The sequence below is a fragment of the Bradyrhizobium sp. 2TAF24 genome (assembly GCF_052115025.1).
GTDB lineage: Bacteria > Pseudomonadota > Alphaproteobacteria > Rhizobiales > Xanthobacteraceae > Bradyrhizobium_A.
The window spans coordinates 93,748-112,489 of record NZ_JBFRFW010000010.1; the positions used below are offsets into that span (position 1 = coordinate 93,748).

The window sequence follows — 18,742 nt, forward strand, 5'->3', positions numbered from 1 at the left end:
ATGAGCACCGCCGATCGTTCCCGTGGGGATACCGGGGAAGCCATCTTCGAGCAAGCGTCGCGACACACCCTCGCGCTCAATCCGCTGGTGAGCCTGCGCAGCGAGGATCTGCTGCAAAGCGCAGGGATCCTGCTCAAGGCGATGGTCAATGAGCCGAAGGTCGCTTCGGAACAATGGATGTCGTTCCTCGGCGAGCTCGGCGAGGTGATGGGCGGCAGGTCGGAGCGCCAGCCGGAAGCCGGCGACAAGCGTTTCGCGGATCCGACCTGGGCCAACAGCGGCGTCCACAGCCGGCTGCTCAAGGCCTACCTGGCCTGGGGCCATGCGCTCGACACGTTCGTCGACCGGACCAGCCTCGGCGATGTCGACAAACAACGCGCCCATCTCATCACGACGATCTGGATCGATGCGCTTGCGCCGACCAACAGCCTGCTGGCCAATCCGACGGCCGTGCGCAAGCTGCTCGATACCGGCGGGCAGAGTGTGTGGCAGGGATTCCAGCACTTTCTCGAAGACGTCACCAAGCACGGCGGTTTGCCGTCGCAAGTCGATCGCTCCGCATTCAAGGTCGGCGTCGACCTCGCAGCGACGCCGGGCGCGGTGGTCTTCCGGAACGAGATTCTCGAGCTCGTCCAGTATACGCCGACCACCGCGAAGGTCTGGCGGCGGCCGCTGGTAATCACGCCGCCGCAGATCAACAAGTACTACGCGGTCGATCTTTCCCCGGACAAGAGCATGGTTCGCTTTCTGCTCGACAGCGGCATCCAGACATTCTGCATCAGCTGGCGCAATCCCGACGTGAGCCATCGCGACTGGGGGCTGGATAGCTACGTGGCGGCGATCGACGAGGCCGTCGACGCGGTGCGCGACATCACCGGCTGCGACGATATTTCCATGATGGGGTCGTGCTCCGGCGGAATCACGTCATCGTCCTATTTCGCGACCCTCGGCGCGGCACAGCACAAGATCAGGAACATGATCCTGGCGGTGTGCATTCTTGACTTCGGCACGTTCGGCGAAAGCTCGTTCGGATCGCTGATCACGCCTGAGACCATGGCGGCGGCCAAGGCATCCTCGAACCTGCGAGGCGTTCTCGATGGCGACGATCTTGCCCGCATGTTCGCCTGGATGCGTCCGAACGACCTGATCTGGAATTACTGGGTCAACAACTACCTGCTCGGCAATCCGCCGCCGGCCTTCGACATTCTCTTCTGGAATGCGGACACCACACGGCTGCCGGCGCGCCTCCACGGCGACTATATCGATCTGTATTCCAGCAATCCGTTCGTGAAGCCCGGGACGCTGAAACTGAACGATACCGCCGTCGATCTGCGTGCGGTCAAGGCCGACAGCTACGTCATTGCCGGCGTGACCGATCACATCACGCCGTGGAAGTCGGTCTACCAGACCGCGCTGCTGATGGGACACGACACGACATTCGTGCTCGCCAACAGCGGCCATTTGCAGAGCCTGATCAATCCGCCCACCAACAAGAAGGCGTCCTACATGATCGGAGCGGTCGATCCTGCGGGGCCGGACGCGTTTCTGAACCGCGCGGAAAAGCGCCAGGGCAGCTGGTGGCTCGACTGGCGCGAGTGGCTGCACCAGCGCTCGGACGGCGAGGTCGACGCGCCCCCCGTCCTTGGGAGCACGCGCCACCCGAGACTGATGGATGCACCGGGGAGTTATGTCTTTGAGCAGTGAGGGGGCGGCGCTCAGGTCGGGCGGCAGCGCCTCGGGCAGCAGCATGTCGCAGATCGATGTCCGGATGATCACCGTGGAGGGACAGCGTCTCAACGTGGCGATCAGGCAGACGGCAAGTGCTCGGCCGCCATTGCTGCTGTTCAACGGGATCGGCGCGAACTGGGAGCTGGCGCGGTCGTTTCTCGAGGCCCTGACGGACACCACCGCGATCATCTTCGATGTCCCGGGTGTCGGTCGCTCGCCGCTGCCGACGTGGCCCTACCGGCCGGCGGCGATCGCCCGTCTCGGGCGCGGCGTGCTCGAGCAACTGGGACACCACGAGGCGGATGCCGCGGGTGTGTCATGGGGCGGGGGCATGGCGCAGCAGTTCGCGCACCAGTACCCGCAGGTGTGCCGGCGGCTGGTGCTGGCGGCGACCTCTCCGGGGGCGATCATGGTTCCCGGAAGTCCGCGGGTTCTGATGCACATGGTCACGCCGCGCCGTTATATCGACAAGGGCTACATGAGCAGGGTCGCCGCTGAAATCTATGGCGGCGCGTTCCGTGACGATCCGCTGCTGATCCAGCGCTATTCCGGCGCGATGGCGGGGACGGGGCGCCTCGGCTATCTCTACCAGCTCATGGCGATGGCCGGCTGGAGCAGTCTGCCATGGCTGCATGCGCTGCGGCAGCCGACGCTGGTCCTGATGGGGCGGGATGATCCGCTCGTGCCGCTGGTCAACGGCCGCATTCTGGCGCGCCTCATTCCGCATGCGCAGTTGCAGATCATCGAGGATGGCCACCTGTTTCTTGTGACCCGCGCCGCGGAGGCCGCGGATCGGATCGAGACCTTCTTGAGGCGTGAGTAACGAGGTCGACCGACGACCTCATTTTCGTGGAGGAGACTGCATGACCCAGGACACCGATACCTATATCAACATGTTTCGCAAGTTCGGCACCGATCTCGGCCTGCCGAAACTCGATCTCGACAAGATCATCGAGGGCCATCGCAAGAACCTGGACGCGTTGACCCAGAGTGCCAAGGTTGCGGCCGAAGGCGCGCGGACCGTCGCGGACAAGCAGCGCGAAGTGTTCGAGGCGGGCCTGCGCGAAGCATCGACGCTGGCGCAGGAGTTCAAGGCGCTGGGCAATCCGCAGGACTATCTCGGCAAGCAGGCCGAGTTCGCCAGGAAGGTGTTCGATATCGCCGTCCAGGGCGCGAAGGAAACGGCGGAGACCAGCCGGCAATCGACCTCGGATGCACTGAAGATCATTCAGGATCGCATGAAGGAAAACTGGGAAGAGTTTCGCACGAGCTTCACGCGGAAAGCTTAAACTGGTCCGACTCGCGAGCGATGCGGGGGCGCTTCCGCCGCCGCATCGCCACGAGGGACGCGCCGCTCGCGGCGTCGGGCATTTGTCTAGAATTCGGACGCGTGCAGCAACGTTACCGCGGCGGCGTCTTGCAAGGGATCAGAAATGGCGGGCGGTCAAGTTATTCCGAAGGTCATCGGCGTTGTTGCACTCGTGGCGATCGGAGGCGTGCTGTGGTTCGCGACGCGGCCGCCGCCCCTGACCGTTCAGGGCGAGGTGACCGCCGACCGGGTCGATATCAGCCCGCGCGTTGCCGGACGGGTGATGGAGCTGAAGGCGGATGTGGGGGATACGGTCGAACGCGGCGCGGTGCTGGCTGTTCTCGACAGTCCGCAACTGGTCGCGGCGCAGCTCGCGGCCGGAGCGGCGCTTGCGGTCGCGAAGGCTGATCTTGACCGCGTCAACAGCACCCGCCCGGAGACCATTGCGGCGCGCAAGGCAGAGGTCGATGCCGCCGATGCCGATGTCACGCTGGCCAAGGAGACCTATGACCGCCAGGCCGAGCTGTCGCGCAGCGGAAACACGCCGCAGGCGCGGGTCGATGAGGCGACGCGCAATCTCAATGCCGCGATCCGCAAGCGCGAGGCCGCGGAAGCGACGCTTCAACTGGCGACGACCGGTGCCAGCAAAGAGGAGCGGGCCCTGGCGGCGGCGCAGGTCAAGCAGGCGGAAGCTTCCGTGCAGCAGCGCAACGTCGATGTCGGCGAGTTCGTCATCCGGGCGCCGATCGCGGGACAGGTGACCAGCCGGATCGCGTCGCTGGGGGAGAACTTCAGTCCGGGCGCCCCGCTGTTCGCGCTGATCGACATGAACAACATCTGGTTCACCTTCAACATCCGCGAGGATCTGCTGGGCGGACTGAAGATCGGCGACACGTTCGATGTCATGGTGCCGGCCCTCGCATCGAAGGTCGTGCCGGTGCATGTCACCATGATCAATGTGCAGGGCCAATACGCCACGTGGCGAGCGACGCGCGCCACCGGAGATTTCGATCTGCGAACCTTCGAGGTGCGCGCACGGCCGGCGGGGCCGATCGAAGGTTTGCGGCCCGGGATGAGCGCGATTGTCGCCTGGGCGAGCCGGGGACGCTGACATGCGCGCGCGCAGCGATATCCGGCCGGGGTTCTGGCTGGTGTTCTGGCGTGAGATCGGCTGGTTGCGCCGGCGACCGTTCCTGCTGATGCTTACCACGGTCGCGCCTCTGAGCGTGCTCGCGCTGTTGATCGTGGTCTTCAGCGCCGGCTTGGCGACACGATTGCCGATCGCGGTGCTCGATCTCGACGGATCCGAGCTGTCGCGGACGGTGGTTCGCATGGTCGACGCCACGCCCGACACGGCGGTCGCGGTGCGGGTCGGCGACCTTGCGGAAGGGCGCGGCCTGATCCTGTCCGGAAAGGTGAGGGGCCTCCTCATGATCCCGCGCAATCTCGAGCGGGATGTCTTCGCCGGGCGCCGGCCGGAGGTGGTCTTCTTCTACAACACCCAGACCATGACGACGGGCAATCTCGTCGCGCGCGGGGTCAACGCCGCCATCCCGTCGGCCGCCGCCGGCATCCGGATTGCGCTGCGCACGGCGCAGGGGCAGCCGGTCGATATCGCCGAGGCGGACCTGCAGCCGATTCCGGTCCAGACCAACCCGTTGTTCAATCCGACACTGAACTACGTCTTTTTCCTTCTGACCGCGTTGATCCCGAGCGTTCTGCAGGTCGTGATCGTCACCACCTCGGCCTATTCGGTCGGGCTCGACGCCGAGGTGGCCGGCCGTTTCCGTGTGCTCCGCCGGCTGGGCGGCGGGCTCTGGCCGGCCATGGCAGGCAAGGTCCTGCCGTACACGCTGCTCTTCCTGATCGTGCTGTGGCTGCCGGGGGCGGTGCTGTTCGGCGTATTGGGGCTGCCGCTGCGCGGCGATCCCGGGCTTCTCGTGCTGGCCGACGTGCTGTTCATCCTGGCCTGCCAGATGATCGGCGTCCTGCTCGCGCTGGTCCTGCGCCCGATGGTGAGTGCGGTCAGTATCGGCACCTTGCTGACCGCGCCGGCGTTCGGCTTCATGGGGATCGGTTTTCCGCGCCTCGGCATGAATGCGCTTGCGCAAGGCTATGGCGCCCTGCTGCCGTGCACTTGGTATCTGATCGCGCGGGTCGACCAGACCGTCCGCGGCACGCCGCTCGCCCTGTCATCGAAGCCGGTGCTGGTTCTCCTCGCGTTCGTGCTCGCCCTGTCACTGCTTGTCGCGCTGCGGCTCGAAGCCATGCGGGCGTCCCGTGCCGTCGCTCCCGCGATGCCGGTTGCGCCCGGGGAGGTGATCTCGTGAGGGCCATCCTTCAGGCATGCCGACGTGAGCTGCACCGCATCTTCGCGTTCCGGCCGGTGTTCTCGGTGCTGATTCTCGGCGCCGCGGTCTACGCCGTCCTTTATCCGCAGCCCTATCTCAACGAGGCAGTACGCGACGTTCCGATCGCGGTGGTCGATCTCGATGGAACGCAGACCAGCCGCGATTTCGCCCGTCGCGTGGACGCCACATCGGATGTCGCCGTCGCGCAGGTGCTGCCCGATCACGCGAGCGCCGAGCGCGAGGTGTTCGCCCGCCGCATCGACGGCATTCTGCTGATCCCCAAGCATTTCGAGCGCGATCTGCTGCACGGGCGCCCATCGCCCGTCGCGCTCTATGCGGACGCCAGCTACTTCCTCATCTATCAGCGGATCGCCGGGGCGGTCACCGCGGTAGCCCGCACCATAGGCGCCGAAGTCGAGGCATCGCGGCTGGTGGGCCTCGGTGTCGATCCCGTCGTCGCCGTCGCCGCGACCGATCCGATGCCATTGACGGCGGTCCCGCTGTTCAATCCCGAGGGAGGGTATGCGACCTACGTTCTGCCGGCCGCGTTCGTGCTCATTCTGCAGCAGACATTGCTGATCGCCGTCGGGCTGCTCGGCACGCTTCCTGGTGCGGATCACGGCACCGACCCTGGCGAACGACGCTCGCTCGTCGCCATCACCCTCGGCAAGCTGCTCGCTTATCTCGGGGTGGAGGCGGTCATCCTGCCCGCCTATCTGATCGCGCTGCCCTATCTCTATGGGCTGCCTCGGCTCGGCGGGCTGCTGCCGGTGCTGTTTTTCGCCATCCCGTTCGTGCTTGCGGTCGCGGGGCTCGGCATGGTCGTCGCGGCCGTCATCCGCTCGGCGCTGGGGGTGCAGCTGGCGTTGGCCGCGCTCGGGCTGCCGCTCTTCATGATGGCGGGCTTCTCCTGGCCCGCGGAAGCGTTTCCGCCACTCGTCAGGTTGCTGTCGTTTCTTGTGCCGAGCACGGCGGCGATCGATGGCTTCGTCAAATTGTCCCAGCTCGGCGCGCCATTGGCCGCGGTGCGGCCGCAACTGATGGTGTTGTGGGGGTTGGCGATCTTCTACAATCTCATCGCCATTGCGCTGGTGTCGTGGAGGGCTGTGCGCACGCCAGCGCATGCCTGAGCTCGCACTGAATATCAGGAGGTGCGTTACAAACGCGCCCGTGCGGCGGCATCCGGTGTCACAATCCCAACAGGGCCCGGACGTGCGGCGCGCGTTTGGACGCGCGCAGCCACACCGCGCCGGTTCGCCGCAGCAGCTTTGAATCCTTGAGGCGGTATTTGCGCAGCTTCAATCCGGCTGGCCAGGGCGGTGCCCAGTCCGGCACCAGCGAAACGCCGATTCCCCGGTCGACCAGGACGGCGATGGCGTCGAACGAGTCGAGCTCGAGCCGCTCGTGCACGCGAATGCCGGTCTGCCGCAGATAGGCATCGACGAAGCGTCCACCCCATTGCGACTGATTGTAGCGGATGAACGGATAGCTCCGCAGCACCGCGTGCGGATCCGCTCCTTTCGTGCCGCCCGGTGCGATGACGATGAGCGGCTCCTCGCGTAGCACCTGCCATTCGAACATCTTGGGCAGCGCGAATTCCGGCTGCATGATGACGGCAGCATCGAGTTCGCCATGGGCGATACGTGTGTAGAGGTCGCGTGAGGTGCCGGGCTCGACATGAATGTCGATGTCGGGGAAGGCGGAGCTGCAGCGCTTCAACAGTTCCGGCAGGATGCCGGTCATCGCCGTCTCGATCGCCCCGATTCGCAGATCGCCGACCGGCTTGCCCTCGACTGCGAGCGCGCGGAGGGCGCGGATGTCCCGCACGATGGCTCGCGCGTGCTCGACCACCGCAAGTCCGGCATGGGTCGGCTTCAGGGCGCGGCCGGAGCGCACCAGCAACGGCGCCCCGATATCGGCCTCCAGCGCCTGCATGCGCTGGGCGATCGCAGCGGGTGTCACGTTCAGGGCGCGCGCCGCATCCGCGACCGAGCCCTTGTCGACCACCGCAATCAGGCTTTCCAGGAAGCGTGTTTCCATAGAGTAGAATATCTATTGTTTGATGACAGGAAAAGCCAGCTTTTCTTTCCTGTCGATCTGCTCGAGACTGCGGCGATCGAACAATTGCGAAAGGCGAATGACGTGGATCTCGGACTGAAGGGCCGCACTGCTGTGGTGCTCGGGGCGGGCGGCGGCCTGGGCGGCGCGATCGCGCAGGCGCTGGCGCGTGAGGGCGCCGCCGTGGCGCTCGCCGATGTCGATGAGGCGGCCGCCGCGCGGGTGGCCGATACCGTTACGGCGGATGGCGGTGTTGCGAAGGCCTGGGGGTGGGACATCGCCGACACCGGCGCGATCGCCGACCGGCTCGCTGCAATCAGGTCTGCGCTCGGCGAGGTCGATATCCTCATCAACAACACCGGCGGACCGCCGCCGACGCCGGCGGCGGCTCAGGATCCGGCGCTGTGGTCAAAGTCGTTCCAGTTGATGGTGCTGTCGGTCATCGCGATCACCGACGCGGTGCTGCCGGCGATGACGGCGCGGCGCTTTGGACGCATCATCACCTCGACGTCGTCGGGCGTCGTGGCGCCGATCCCCAATCTCGGCATCTCCAATGCGCTGCGGCTGTCGCTGGTCGGCTGGTCGAAGACCCTGGCCCGCGAAGTCGCGGGCTTCGGCATCACCAGCAACATCATCCTGCCCGGGCGCATCGCCACGTCCCGCATCCGCTTTCTTGATGAAGCCAAGGCCAAACGAGAAGGCCGGACGATCGAAGAGGCGGTTTCCGAAAGCACTGCGGCAATCCCGGCCGGCCGCTATGGCACGCCGGAAGAATATGCCGATACGGTTGCCTTCCTCGCCAGCACGCGCGCCGCCTATATCACCGGCTCGGTCATCCGGGTCGATGGCGGCTATATTCCCAGCATCTAACCAAGCCAGAAAAAGCCATGACCGAAGTTCTGCCGCTCCCTGAAGCGACCCGCGCCGCGCTTGCCGGCATCACCACCGCGAGCCTCACCACCATCCTGCTGAAGAAGGGCCTGCGCAACGTCTGGATGCGCGGCACCGTCCCGATCCGGTCAGGGCAGGGCCGCAAGGTCGGTCGCGCCTTCACCCTTCGCTTCGTTCCGGCACGCGAAGACCTCGCAACGCCCGAGAGCTGGTCCTCGCCGATCTCCACCCGCGGCGCCATCGAGGCGATGCCGGACGGCGTCATTGCGGTCGCGGATGCCATGGGCGTGACCGACGCCGGCATCTTCGGCGACATTCTGTGCGCGCGCATGGTCAAGAGGCAGGTGGCCGGGCTCGTCACCGATGGGGTGATGCGCGATATGGCCGGGGTGCTCGGCACCGGGTTGCCGGTGTGGTGTCGCGGCGCCGCGGCGCCGCCCTCCGTCGCCGGGCTGACCTTCGTCAACTGGCAGCAGCCGATCGGCTGCGGCGGCGTGGCCGTCTTCCCGAACGATGTCGTGGTCGTCGACGATGACGGCGCGGTGGTGATCCCGCAGGCACTGCTCGACGAGGTCGTCGTCGCCGGCGTCGAGCAGGAGCGGCTGGAAGGCTGGATCATGCGCGAGGTCGAGCGCGGCGTTGCGTTGCCGGGCCTCTATCCGCCGAATGCGGAAGCCAAGGCGCGCTATGAAGCCGCGCGGCGCGCGGAGTGAGGCGAGGCGGTGACGCCGCCAACCGACGCAAGATCGGCTGAACATCACGGGATGAAACTTCAAGCGGGCTCGAGAGGGCGACGATGTCGCGCATGACTACACCGACGCTGGAAACGCGAACGATGAGGAAGGTGGCATGGCGCCTCCTTCCGCTCGCGATCCTTGGCTATGTCGTGGCCTATGTCGACCGGTCGAACATCGCGTTCGCCGCGCTGACCATGAACCATGATCTCGGTTTCACGGCCTATATCTATGGGCTCGGCGCCGGCATCTTCTTTGTCGGCTACCTGCTGTTTGAAATCCCCAGCAACCTCGTTCTGGAACGTGTCGGCGCGCGGCGGTGGATCGCCCGGATCATGGTGACCTGGGGAATCGCCTCGGCGTGCACCGCGCTGGTCAGCGGTCCCGTCAGCTTCTATGTCGTGCGCTTTCTGGTCGGGGCCGCCGAAGCCGGCTTCCTGCCGGGGATGGTGCTCTATCTCACCTACTGGTTTCCCGCGTCCTATCGCGGGCGCGTCTTCGCGGGCCTGTATTTTGCCCAGCCGGTGGCCAATGCCGTGGCGGCGATCGCCTCCGGCGCGATCCTCAAGCTCGATGGAGTGCTCGGGCTGAAGGGCTGGCAATGGGTCTTCGTGCTCGAAGCCATCCCGGCCGCCGTGCTGGCGGTTGCGATCCTCAAATGGATGACAGACCGCCCCGCGGAAGCGGACTGGTTGAAAGCCGAGGAGCGGCAATGGCTGACGCAGACGCTGGCCGCCGAGCGCGCGACCAATGTCACGGCGGTTCCTGCCAACTGGCGTAGCGTTTTCCTCGATCCGCGGGTGATCGCGCTGTCGGTGATCTGGCTCGGCACGGTGACCGCGAACTACGGCGTGGTGTTCTTCATGCCGCAGCTCCTGAAGGGCCTCGGCCTGTCGACGCTGATGACCGGGGTGGTCTCGGCCCTGCCGTATCTCGTCGGCATCATCGGGCTCGCGGTCTGGGGCTGGACCTCCGATCGCACCGGCGAGCGGCGCTGGCACCTGATCGTCGCGAGCGTGCTCGGCGCCATCGGGCTCGCCGGGGCCGGCTGGCTCGGCGCCAGCTACGGCGCGGTCGCCGCCATGTCGGTCGCGATGATCGGCCTGTTCGGCACACGTGCAGTGTTCTGGGCGATGCCGTCGGCGTTCCTGAGCGGCGCTGCGGCCGCCGCCGCGTTCGCGTTCATCAACTCGCTGTCGCAGATCGGCGGCTATGCCGGGCCGTTCATCGTCGGCTGGATCAAGACCGAGACCGACAGCTTCCAGATGGCACTCTACTTCCTCGGGGCCTGCTCGCTGGTTTCGGCGCTGGTCGCCCTGTTGGCGAAAGAGGCCGCGAGTGGCCGGAAGACAGCTGCTCCGGCTGATGCAAAAGCTACCCGCGAGACACTGTTGCAATGCGCATCAAGGCAGTAATCGAACGCACGGTGAAGGTCGACAGCAATGTGCGCAATGCACGCGTCGACCTCAGCCAGATGACCGTGACGGTGATTGCCGTCATCACCGACCAGTACGTATCGGGACGGCCGCTCGCGGGCTTCGCCTTCAATTCCTTCGGTCGCTATGCGTGCGGCGGACCGCTGCGTGAGCGGTTCATTCCGCGGCTTCTGGCGGCTGAGCCGAAATCGCTGCTGGACGACAGCGGTGATCTCGATCCGCCGCGCATCCTCGCTGCACTGCTCGCGCGCGAGAAATCCGGCGGGCACGCCGAGCGCTCGATGGCGCTCGGCACGCTGGAACTCGCGCTCTGGGACATTGTCGCCAAGCGCGCGGGCAGGCCGCTCTATGAGCTGCTGGCGGAGCGTGACGGCGTGCCGCTGCCGGGCACGGGCACAATTCCGACTTACGCGGCAGGCGGCTTCTATGGTGCGTCGGATGATGTTGCTCCGTTGCAGGACGAGGTGGCGCGCTGGCGAGATGCCGGGTTCATCGACGCCAAGATCAAGGCGGGCAGCGCCGACATGACGCTCGACCGTCGCCGCATCGAGGCTGCGTTGCGGACGCTGAAGTCTGGAGCGCGCCTCGCCGTCGATCTCAGCTGCGCTTTCGATGGCGTGGGGGCGGTACGTTTTGCGGAGACGTTCAAGCCTTACGGATTGTGGTGGTTGGAAGAACCATGCGACCCCCTCGATTATGAGGGCTTTGCCATGGCGCGGGCCGCCGGCACGCCGGTCGCGGCCGGCGAAAACCTGTTTGCTCCGCGCGAGTTCGACAATTTCCTGCGCTTTGCGCGGCCCGGAAGCGACGTCGTGCTCCAGCCGGATCCGCCCTTGGCCTATGGCGTGTCCGGCCTGCGCGACATCGTGGCGATCGCCGGCGCGCACAATCTCACACCGCAATCGATTTTTCCTCATGGCGGCAATATGATGTCGCTGCATGTCGCGGCTGGTCTTGGCCTTGCGGGGGTCGAAGCCTACCCCGGCCAGTTCGGCATCTTCGGCGGCTTCAGCGACGAGGTCGAGATCGGCGACGGGCGGGCGAGCCTGCCGAAAGCCCCGGGATTGGGCTTTGAGGAGCAGCCCGCGTTGTTTCGCCTGTTCAGCGAACTCGCTGTAAGCGGCTAGGCCCACCGGAGGTCAAGGGACTGGCGGATCAGACCGCGAGTGCCACCAAGGATATCTCAGGCCAAGTCGGCGAAATCCGGTCGACGGCTTCAGCCGCCGTGGCCGCGATCAAGGATATCATGTCGACGATCAGCAGCATGTCGGACATTACGGGGGCCATCGCGGTAGCCGCGGCAGAGCAGGGCAATGCGACACGGGAAATCTCCCGGAACGTCCTGCAGGCTGCGGTCGGTGCAACACAGGTTTCCTCCGGCATCGTGGAAGTCGAAGCCGGGGCTACCGAAACGGGAACGGCGTCGGCGCAGATGTTGTCCGCCGATGGACAGCGGCTGAAGCTGGAGGTCGATACCTTGCTGGCAAGGGTGCGGGCCGCCTGAGTTGCATACGGCGCCCCGCGCTCCGGCGCGCTACGGTCGGATGAGAGAGAGGCACAGCGCGCTCAGGGCGGTGGCGCACAGGTTGAAACAGGTCGCGGTCCCCAGCGCGTGGCCGTAGAGGCTGCTCCTGGCCAGCATCAACGCCTGCGGGTCTGATAGTTCAGCGAAGAAGATTACCCCGACAATGGCCACGCCGAAGGCTGCTCCCAGCGTCTGCATGGTGCCGACCATGCCGGATGCCATGCCGGCCTGAGCCTCGGAAACGGTGGAGAGGTTGGCGTTGAGCGTGAGCGGAATGGTGAGGCCCTGGCCGAAGCCGTTGAAAATGAGCGAGGTCACCAGCAGCAGGATGCTGGTCGGTGCGAGGAAAGCGACCAGCACGGACAGCGCGAGGCCGATGAAGAAGGTGCCGATGCCGAGCAGCAGCGACCGGCGACCCACCCGGCGCAYGATGGCGGGACTGAGGCGCGCGGCGGTGATGAACGCGAGCGCGGTCGGCGTGAAGATCAGCCCCGCGGCCAGCGGGGTGTAGCCGAGACCGGCCTGCAGCAGCAGCGTCAATGATAAAAAGAACGAACTGATGGAGGCGAAGAACAGGAACACGCCGATCACGCCGGCAAGCAGCCGGCGGTTGGACAGCAGGGTGATGTCGAAGATCGGAACCTCGCCCCGGCGCACCAGTGCCGCTTCGAAACGCGCGAAGCCGTAGAACATCGTGACCGAGCCGAGCGGGAGCACGATCGACCACCATGGCCAGCCATGATCCTGGCCTTCGAGGAATGGCACGAACAGCACCAGCAGCGCGGCGGCGAGGATGATCGCGCCCTTGACGTCCAGCCGCGCCGAGACCGGTGCGCGGGTCTCGATGATCCACAAAGAGCCCAGCAGGATCATGATGATGCCGATCGGCACATTGATCAGGAACACGACGCGCCAGCCGAGGCCGTAGAGGTTGTAGGTGACCAGCAGGCCACCGCCGATCTGGGCGATCGGTGACGCCAGGCCCTGCACGACGCCCATGATGCTGAAGGCCTTTGGCCGCGCCTCGCCTTCGAACAGCACGCGGATGCTCGCCAGAATTTGCGGCATCAGCAGTGCCGCGCCAATGCCTTGGAGGGCTCTCGCGGCGATGAGACATGCCGCCGACGGCGCGAGGCCGCACATGGCGGATGCGAGGGTGAAGACGCCGGTTCCGATCACGAACAATCGCTTGCGCCCGTACAGGTCGCCGAGACGCGCGCAATTCATCAGGAAGACGCCGTAGGCCGCGCTGTAGGCCACCATCACCAGCTGGAGATCGGCCGGGCTGGCATGCAGATCCTGCCGGATGCGCTCGAGAGCGATGTTGACGATGAACAGGTCGAGGGTGGTCATGAAGATCCCGGACACCAGCACGGCCAGCGAGTACCAGCGGCCGTGCGCCGGCGGCCCGCTCGACGCGTGGAGCGACGCGACGCCGGCGAGCAGTTCCTGCGCCGTGTTCCGGTCTGCCGACGACGAGAGCGTCATGGTGGTCCCCAGCGGTTTCGGTCCGGTCCGGATGGCGTGCTCGAAAGCTGCGATAAGTGTGCGGCGCGCAGGGTGATGGCCCTTGCTGCAGCGTGCGTTCGAAGGCCTGCCGGGAATTCTTCGATGATCCTGGCGCGGGGCCGCGGGTTTGACCACTGGCACAAATGCCCTTTATCATGAATATCATGTCAATCCGCGGCGGTGACCCGGCATGAACTCCCCGAAGATCGCCATCCTGACCTATGACGGGGTCAACACCTTCGAGCTGGGAATGGCCATGGAGGTGTTCGGCCTGCCCAATATGGGGCCTGGCTGGTACGAGGTGGTGGTCTGCGGCGACCGCAGGCGCGGCGCGACGTCGAGCGCATGCGGCATTCAGATCACAGCGAGCAGGGGGCTGGACGCCCTCGACGAGGCGTCGACCGTGATCGTGCCGGGATGGCAGGACATCGATGCGCTGCCGCCGCGGATCATTCTCCAGCGCCTGCGTGCGGCGCATGCGCGCGGAGCGCGGATCGCGACCATCTGTGCCGGCGTGTTCGTGCTGGCGGCGACAGGCTTGTTGTCGGGACGGCGTGCCGCGGTGCATTGGGCCCAGGCCGAGGCGCTCGCCCGGAAATATCCGGACATTCGGGTCGACGCGAGCGTCCTCTACGTCGACGACAAGGACATCCTGAGCTCTGCGGGACGCGCCGCCGGGCTCGACCTGTGTCTGCATATCGTGCAGCGCGATTTCGGAGCGCGCGTTGCCAATGATGTCGCGCGGCGTCTGGTCATTCCGGCGCATCGCGAGGGTGGCCAGGCGCAATACATTCCACGGCGCCTGCAGCCGGTGCGCAATGCCATGGGAGACCTGCAGGCCTGGATCAGGCAGAATCTCGAGGAAGACCTGGCGATCGAGAAGCTCGCGCAGCGCATGCGCATGTCACGCCGAACGTTCATTCGACGATTTGTCGAGGCGGCAGGGATCATGCCGGGGGAGTGGATCACCCAGGAGCGCATCACCCATGCGAGGATGCTGCTGGAAGATACCCGGACCTCCATCGAGCAGGTCGCGGCGTTGTCGGGGTTCGGTTCGGTCGATACGCTACGCCACCATTTCCGCTCGCATCTGGCGACCAGCCCGACGCGTTACCGGGCCTGTTTCCAGAAGGCCGTTCCCGACAGGCGGCGCGGCCGTTGATGCGGACCAGGCACCTCGATCACGTCTCTCGGGTGTGCAGTGACGGTTGGAATGCGAACTCGGATATGCGGCCGGCGGCCGACGTTGCATCGTGTCGGGGCTGCCGTCAGGCCGGATGGGTGTGACGCGCGGCGGTGGCACCGCTGAATTCCAGGAGCTGTCCATCGTCGGGAATGAGAAGCTGCGTTGGGGAGATGCCGCGCGCCAGCGCATGATTGCGCAGATCGGCCCGGCTGACGGTCGCGTGATCCAGTGAATCGAGATGGGTGGCCACGACACTGGCCTGCGGTGCGGCGTTGCACACCGCCACGGCCTGCTCCGCGTCCATGGCGATCGGCTCGCCCTCCCATAGCGCGCCGCAGGGGTGGATGACGATGATGTCGGGACGGCTGCTGCGGATCGTCTCCTCCACCGCAGGATAGAGCACCGTGTCGCCCGACCAGTAGAGGCTCGGTTCGTCAGGCGCTTCGATGGTGAAGCCGATCACGGGTCCCATTTTCTCGACGACGGCGCCGAAGCCGTGGCGGCCGTCACGCCGCGTCAGCTTGATGCCGTGCCAGTCGATGCTGTCGACGAGCGGCGTCACGTCCCCGAAACCGAAGGAGCGGATCTTGTCGTCATTGCCTGGCTGGCTGATCAGCGGCAGGTGTTTGGGCACGAGAGATTGTGCGACCGGGTCGAAATGATCGGCATGCAGATGTGAGACAATGACAAGATCGACGCCATCGAGAATTTCGTCGGTGCCGGCGGGAAGATCCACGAGCGGATTGCGCGAACGGCCGGCGAACGGCGGTCTGCTGTGCTTCGGCGCGAAGAACGGATCGATCAGGATGGTTCGGCCTGCTACATCCAGCTTCAGCGTGGCGTTGCGTATCAGCCTCAGTCTCATCGATGTGCTCCTGTTGAAATCGATCCCGGTGGCCTTGCCCAGGCCGCGCCGCCGATGGACGACGATGGATCGGGTTCGAGGCCTGAGAAGCGGGACAGCTGATCGGTGCCACCGGAGGACGATCGTGAGCGCACGCACCGTCGTTGGCCAGTGGCGCGGATGACAGACATCGTGAACATCATGCCAAAGCTCGGACGTGTCACTCATGTGCAATCGGTCGCGTCGATCATGCAGGATTGGCACGTGTGCCGCTGGCGCTGTCCGACGCCAATCCCTGCTGTTGGGACGCTATGGCTTGGAAAGCGTGGTCGATGTCGCGGCGGCGGTTGGGTTGTGCGATGCGATCTGGTCGCCTCGTTCGAGGCAATTGAAGGAATCGATCGGGGCCATGAAGCGCTGGCCTTCCTCAAGGCACTGGCCGGTCTGAATTTCGTGCTGTTCGACATCAACAACATGACGCCGAGCTATGATGTCGGTGACTATACCGCACCGCTTGGTGTGGACATGCGCGGACATTTCGGGCCGCTTGGCCGGCGCGTGACGGCTGCGTCGTGCGATGATGCAGCAGCGCGCGGCCGCTCGTCGGCAGGTGGGGTAGGCTGGTCGTCGTGTCTGCCGGACGCGTGGGATTGTCGCAAAATTGTAATATCGCCTGACTAACGTCCGCGCGCCGCCGGGTGCCCGGCGTGTCTCGACTGGCGGCAGGCTGGCCGTGTGGTGTTGTGACGTCGGTGATGCTGCCCTGATCCGCACGGGCGGACAGTGATCATGTTTCAGTTGGTTCGTATTGCACTTCCGCGAAATCGTGTCAGATGGTGCAGTCGTGCGACGCGTATCCGGCGTGTGAGATTTTGGTGCGCTGTGCTGGGCTGTGTCAGTGTGATCATGAGCGGCCCGGCACAGGCGCAAGCCGATTCGAATATTCCGCCGCTCGAATTCAACATTCCCTCGCAGCCGCTCGAAGCGGCGCTCGGTCGCTATGGTGATGCGACGGGACGCGAGGCGCTTTACGATACCAGCATAGCGATCGGCCGGATGTCCGGCGAGGTTCGTGGTGTGTTGACGCCGAATGAGGCCCTGGCAAGGCTGTTGTCGGGCACGGGTCTGTCGCCGCGTTTTGTCGCGGACAACTCTTTTGTCCTGCTGCCGACCCCGGGCATAGCCGCGACGGATGCCCGATCTTCGCCGCCGTCTCATCGACGGTACTATGGGATCATTCAGCAAGATCTTCTGAGCGCTCTGTGCCGGAGTGGAGCCCGGCCGGGACATTACCGTGTTGCTGCAGTGTTCTGGATTGACCCGGCCGGAAAGGTGGAGAAAGCGCAGTTGATCGGCCCTGCCGGCTCTGCCGGCGTCGATCAGCAGATCGAGGCGACCTTGCGCGCCATCACATTCCGTGCGCCGCCGCCGGCCGGATTCGCGCAGCCGGTGCTGGTGTTGATCGTGCCGCAGATCGTCGGCGTGACGCCTGGCTGCGGCCAGACGGCGTCTGATCTGCCGCCGATCGGGGGCGGGCGATGACCGAGCATGCGCTGACTGGCATCCGGCGATTGTTTGTCGATCGCTATGACGATCTGAAGAAGCGGTTGACGAAGCGTCTCGGATCCGCCGATCTCGCAGGGGACGCGATGCAGGACGCATGGCTGCGTTTGGCGCGTGTGGATTCGATCGGTTTCGTTCAAAGCCCCGGGAGCTATTTGTTTCGCATTGCGCTGAACGCGGCGGCGGACCAGCGCAAGCTTGACCGGCGCCATGCGCCGGCGGTCGACCTGGAAAACGTGCTTGAGCAGCCCGACGAAGCGCCAACACCGGAAGAAGCCGTGCTGGCGCGCTCGGATCTCGATGCGTTCAAGGTGATTGTGGCCGAACTACCGGCGCGGCGGCGGGCGATTTTCCTCGCCGCGCGGGTCGGCAACATCCCGCGCCAGGAGATCGCCGATCGCCTTGGTATTTCCCGACGCCTCGTTGCGAAGGAGCTTCTGTTGGCGCACGAGCACTGCGTCGCTCGCTACAGGGAGTTGACGGAAGGAGATATCACGGGGAAGGGGCCGGCATGAGCATCAACCATCAGGGCCGTGATCTGACCCCGGTTCAGCAGGAGGCGGTTGCCTGGGTTCAGAAGCTTGCATCCGGAGAGGCGACGTCGAGCGACATCGAGGCACTAAAGGTTTGGCGCGCGCAGGACCCGCGGCACTTGGCTGCGTTTGCCGAAGCGCAGGGCGTGTGGACCAAGGTCGGCACGGCTGGCCGTATGCTGCACGATCCCGCAGCGGACCTCCGGGCGGAGCTCGATGCGCTCGGCGCCCAGCGCAGGGCCGTGAGCCGGCGCGCGATGTTGGGCGGTGGCGCTGCTGCGCTTGCCGCGGTCGCGGCCTATGGCGCGATCATGCCGCCGCTGGGGCTGTGGCCGTCGCTGTCCGAGCTCAACGCGGATTATCGCACCGCAACCGGCGAACAGCGTGCCGTCACGGTTGCGGGCGATGTTGCGGTCAGCCTGAACACCCAGACCAGTCTTGCTGTCCGGCCGTCTCAGGGAGCGGAGGACCGCATCGAGCTGATCGCGGGGGAGGCGTCGTTCACGAGGTCGGCTGTCGCGCGGCCGCTGACGGTGATCGCCGCGAACGGCAAGACGATGACCGAGGCCGGGCGGTTCGACATTCGCCATCTCTCGCACAGCGAGCGGTCTGCGGTCAGCGTGACCTGTTTTGAGGGGACCGTGCGCGTCGCGCACACGGCCGGTGGCGCGGCCTTGGGGCCCGGGCAACGCGTGCGTTACGATCTGGTCGGGCTGGGGCAGATTGTCGCAGTCGATCCTGACGCTGCATCGGATTGGCGGCGCGGCATCGTCGAGTTTCGCGGCACTCCACTCAATGAAGCCGTCGCGGAAATCAATCGTTACCGGCCTGGTCGCATTGTTCTGATGAATGCGGATCTGGGGCGCAAGCAGCTCAGCGGCCGTTTTCGCATCGATCAGATGGATAAGGTCCTGCTGCAACTCGAGCAGGTGTTCAGTGCGCGTCTTCAAAGGCTGCCAGGCGGAATCGTGCTGTTGAGCTGAGGCGAGGCCGAGCGAGCCGCAGCTTGTCCAGAAAATCCTTCGCGCAAGTGTGCTCAACCGGCATTTGAAATCTGTCTTTCCGGTGAGACCCC

At 65.6% G+C, this 18,742-nt stretch carries 19 protein-coding genes and 1 pseudogene; 16 read left to right on the plus strand and 4 right to left on the minus strand.

Annotated elements, in window-relative coordinates:
* From AB4Z37_RS16830 to AB4Z37_RS16855, 6 genes are all read left to right on the plus strand, one after another.
* Positions 1–1,704 (plus strand): alpha/beta fold hydrolase, encoded by a 1,704-nt coding sequence (locus tag AB4Z37_RS16830; RefSeq protein ID WP_441517888.1) that lies wholly within the window; start codon positions 1–3, stop codon positions 1,702–1,704.
* Positions 1,694–2,551: a poly(3-hydroxyalkanoate) depolymerase gene (gene phaZ, locus AB4Z37_RS16835; RefSeq protein WP_441517889.1), complete on the plus strand. Its 858-nt coding sequence runs from the start codon at positions 1,694–1,696 to the stop codon at positions 2,549–2,551. Before AB4Z37_RS16830 ends, phaZ begins: the two co-directional genes overlap by 11 nt.
* 40 nt (positions 2,552–2,591) lie before the next feature.
* Entirely contained in the window at positions 2,592–3,017 is a 426-nt protein-coding gene (locus tag AB4Z37_RS16840) for a phasin family protein (protein ID WP_441517890.1), read from the plus strand.
* Positions 3,018–3,161: 144 nt separating this feature from the next.
* The gene (locus tag AB4Z37_RS16845; protein WP_441517891.1) at positions 3,162–4,148 is read left to right on the plus strand and encodes an HlyD family secretion protein; all 987 of its coding nucleotides are present in this window, start codon (positions 3,162–3,164) and stop codon (positions 4,146–4,148) included.
* Between the two features lies 1 nt (position 4,149).
* A complete protein-coding gene (locus AB4Z37_RS16850) occupies positions 4,150–5,367 on the plus strand; it encodes an ABC transporter permease (protein ID WP_288935972.1) in 1,218 nt (405 codons plus the stop codon).
* Positions 5,364–6,518, plus strand: a complete 1,155-nt coding sequence (locus AB4Z37_RS16855) for an ABC transporter permease (RefSeq protein WP_441517892.1) — start codon at positions 5,364–5,366, stop codon at positions 6,516–6,518. The genes AB4Z37_RS16850 and AB4Z37_RS16855 overlap by 4 nt, the downstream gene beginning before the upstream one ends.
* Before the next feature lie 58 nt (positions 6,519–6,576).
* Here AB4Z37_RS16855 and AB4Z37_RS16860 read toward each other — a convergent pair whose 3' ends face one another.
* Together AB4Z37_RS16860 and AB4Z37_RS16865 are read right to left on the minus strand one after the other, a co-directional pair.
* Positions 6,577–7,215 (minus strand): LysR substrate-binding domain-containing protein, encoded by a 639-nt coding sequence (locus tag AB4Z37_RS16860; protein WP_288935975.1) that lies wholly within the window; start codon positions 7,213–7,215, stop codon positions 6,577–6,579.
* A 90-nt stretch (positions 7,216–7,305) separates the two neighbouring features.
* A pseudogene (locus AB4Z37_RS16865) lies at positions 7,306–7,428 on the minus strand (LysR family transcriptional regulator); the annotation flags it as partial.
* A 102-nt stretch (positions 7,429–7,530) separates the two neighbouring features.
* Between AB4Z37_RS16865 and AB4Z37_RS16870 the strand changes: the two are divergent.
* The 5 genes from AB4Z37_RS16870 to AB4Z37_RS16890 all read left to right on the plus strand — a co-directional run bounded on the left by AB4Z37_RS16870 (position 7,531) and on the right by AB4Z37_RS16890 (position 12,011).
* Complete coding sequence (locus AB4Z37_RS16870) at positions 7,531–8,316, plus strand: SDR family oxidoreductase (RefSeq protein ID WP_441517893.1); 786 nt, start codon at positions 7,531–7,533, stop codon at positions 8,314–8,316.
* 17 nt (positions 8,317–8,333) lie between these two features.
* Entirely contained in the window at positions 8,334–9,050 is a 717-nt protein-coding gene (locus AB4Z37_RS16875) for a ribonuclease activity regulator RraA (RefSeq protein ID WP_441517894.1), read from the plus strand.
* 122 nt (positions 9,051–9,172) lie between these two features.
* Positions 9,173–10,486: an MFS transporter gene (locus AB4Z37_RS16880; protein ID WP_441517895.1), complete on the plus strand. Its 1,314-nt coding sequence runs from the start codon at positions 9,173–9,175 to the stop codon at positions 10,484–10,486.
* Positions 10,468–11,634 (plus strand): enolase C-terminal domain-like protein, encoded by a 1,167-nt coding sequence (locus AB4Z37_RS16885; RefSeq protein ID WP_441517896.1) that lies wholly within the window; start codon positions 10,468–10,470, stop codon positions 11,632–11,634. The genes AB4Z37_RS16880 and AB4Z37_RS16885 overlap by 19 nt, the downstream gene beginning before the upstream one ends.
* Before the next feature lie 98 nt (positions 11,635–11,732).
* Positions 11,733–12,011 (plus strand): hypothetical protein, encoded by a 279-nt coding sequence (locus AB4Z37_RS16890; RefSeq protein WP_441517897.1) that lies wholly within the window; start codon positions 11,733–11,735, stop codon positions 12,009–12,011.
* A gap of 30 nt (positions 12,012–12,041) precedes the next feature.
* Here AB4Z37_RS16890 and AB4Z37_RS16895 read toward each other — a convergent pair whose 3' ends face one another.
* On the minus strand, positions 12,042–13,520 hold the full coding sequence (locus AB4Z37_RS16895; RefSeq protein ID WP_441517898.1) for an MFS transporter: 1,479 nt from the start codon (positions 13,518–13,520) through the stop codon (positions 12,042–12,044).
* Positions 13,521–13,731: 211 nt separating this feature from the next.
* On the opposite strand from AB4Z37_RS16895, the gene AB4Z37_RS16900 reads away from it, so the two are divergent.
* The gene (locus tag AB4Z37_RS16900) at positions 13,732–14,703 is read left to right on the plus strand and encodes a helix-turn-helix domain-containing protein (RefSeq protein WP_441517899.1); all 972 of its coding nucleotides are present in this window, start codon (positions 13,732–13,734) and stop codon (positions 14,701–14,703) included.
* A 106-nt stretch (positions 14,704–14,809) separates the two neighbouring features.
* Here AB4Z37_RS16900 and AB4Z37_RS16905 read toward each other — a convergent pair whose 3' ends face one another.
* Entirely contained in the window at positions 14,810–15,730 is a 921-nt protein-coding gene (locus tag AB4Z37_RS16905; protein WP_441517900.1) for an MBL fold metallo-hydrolase, read from the minus strand.
* 21 nt (positions 15,731–15,751) lie between these two features.
* Between AB4Z37_RS16905 and AB4Z37_RS16910 the strand changes: the two genes are divergently transcribed.
* From AB4Z37_RS16910 to AB4Z37_RS16925, 4 genes are all read left to right on the plus strand, one after another.
* Entirely contained in the window at positions 15,752–16,252 is a 501-nt protein-coding gene (locus AB4Z37_RS16910) for a hypothetical protein (RefSeq protein WP_441517901.1), read from the plus strand.
* A gap of 225 nt (positions 16,253–16,477) precedes the next feature.
* Entirely contained in the window at positions 16,478–17,113 is a 636-nt protein-coding gene (locus AB4Z37_RS16915; protein WP_441517902.1) for a TonB family protein, read from the plus strand.
* Positions 17,110–17,649 carry an RNA polymerase sigma factor gene (locus AB4Z37_RS16920; RefSeq protein WP_441517903.1) on the plus strand — a complete coding sequence of 180 codons (540 nt, stop codon included), beginning with the start codon at positions 17,110–17,112 and terminating at the stop codon, positions 17,647–17,649. The genes AB4Z37_RS16915 and AB4Z37_RS16920 overlap by 4 nt, the downstream gene beginning before the upstream one ends.
* Entirely contained in the window at positions 17,646–18,650 is a 1,005-nt protein-coding gene (locus tag AB4Z37_RS16925) for a FecR family protein (RefSeq protein ID WP_441517904.1), read from the plus strand. Before AB4Z37_RS16920 ends, AB4Z37_RS16925 begins: the two co-directional genes overlap by 4 nt.
* The last annotated feature ends 92 nt before the right edge of the window (positions 18,651–18,742 follow it).

Bases quoted from the DNA above. Each gene is read 5' to 3' on its own strand.
- AB4Z37_RS16830 (WP_441517888.1), top strand. From the start codon at position 1: ATGAGCACCGCCGATCGTTCCCGTGGGGATACCGGGGAAGCCATCTTC.
- AB4Z37_RS16840 (WP_441517890.1), top strand. From the start codon at position 2,592: ATGACCCAGGACACCGATACCTATATCAACATGTTTCGCAAGTTCGGC.
- AB4Z37_RS16845 (WP_441517891.1), top strand. From the start codon at position 3,162: ATGGCGGGCGGTCAAGTTATTCCGAAGGTCATCGGCGTTGTTGCACTC.
- AB4Z37_RS16850 (WP_288935972.1), top strand. From the start codon at position 4,150: ATGCGCGCGCGCAGCGATATCCGGCCGGGGTTCTGGCTGGTGTTCTGG.
- AB4Z37_RS16875 (WP_441517894.1), top strand. From the start codon at position 8,334: ATGACCGAAGTTCTGCCGCTCCCTGAAGCGACCCGCGCCGCGCTTGCC.
- AB4Z37_RS16880 (WP_441517895.1), top strand. From the start codon at position 9,173: ATGAGGAAGGTGGCATGGCGCCTCCTTCCGCTCGCGATCCTTGGCTAT.
- AB4Z37_RS16885 (WP_441517896.1), top strand. From the start codon at position 10,468: ATGCGCATCAAGGCAGTAATCGAACGCACGGTGAAGGTCGACAGCAAT.
- AB4Z37_RS16900 (WP_441517899.1), top strand. From the start codon at position 13,732: ATGAACTCCCCGAAGATCGCCATCCTGACCTATGACGGGGTCAACACC.
- AB4Z37_RS16910 (WP_441517901.1), top strand. From the start codon at position 15,752: ATGACAGACATCGTGAACATCATGCCAAAGCTCGGACGTGTCACTCAT.
- AB4Z37_RS16915 (WP_441517902.1), top strand. From the start codon at position 16,478: ATGAGCGGCCCGGCACAGGCGCAAGCCGATTCGAATATTCCGCCGCTC.
- AB4Z37_RS16920 (WP_441517903.1), top strand. From the start codon at position 17,110: ATGACCGAGCATGCGCTGACTGGCATCCGGCGATTGTTTGTCGATCGC.
- AB4Z37_RS16925 (WP_441517904.1), top strand. From the start codon at position 17,646: ATGAGCATCAACCATCAGGGCCGTGATCTGACCCCGGTTCAGCAGGAG.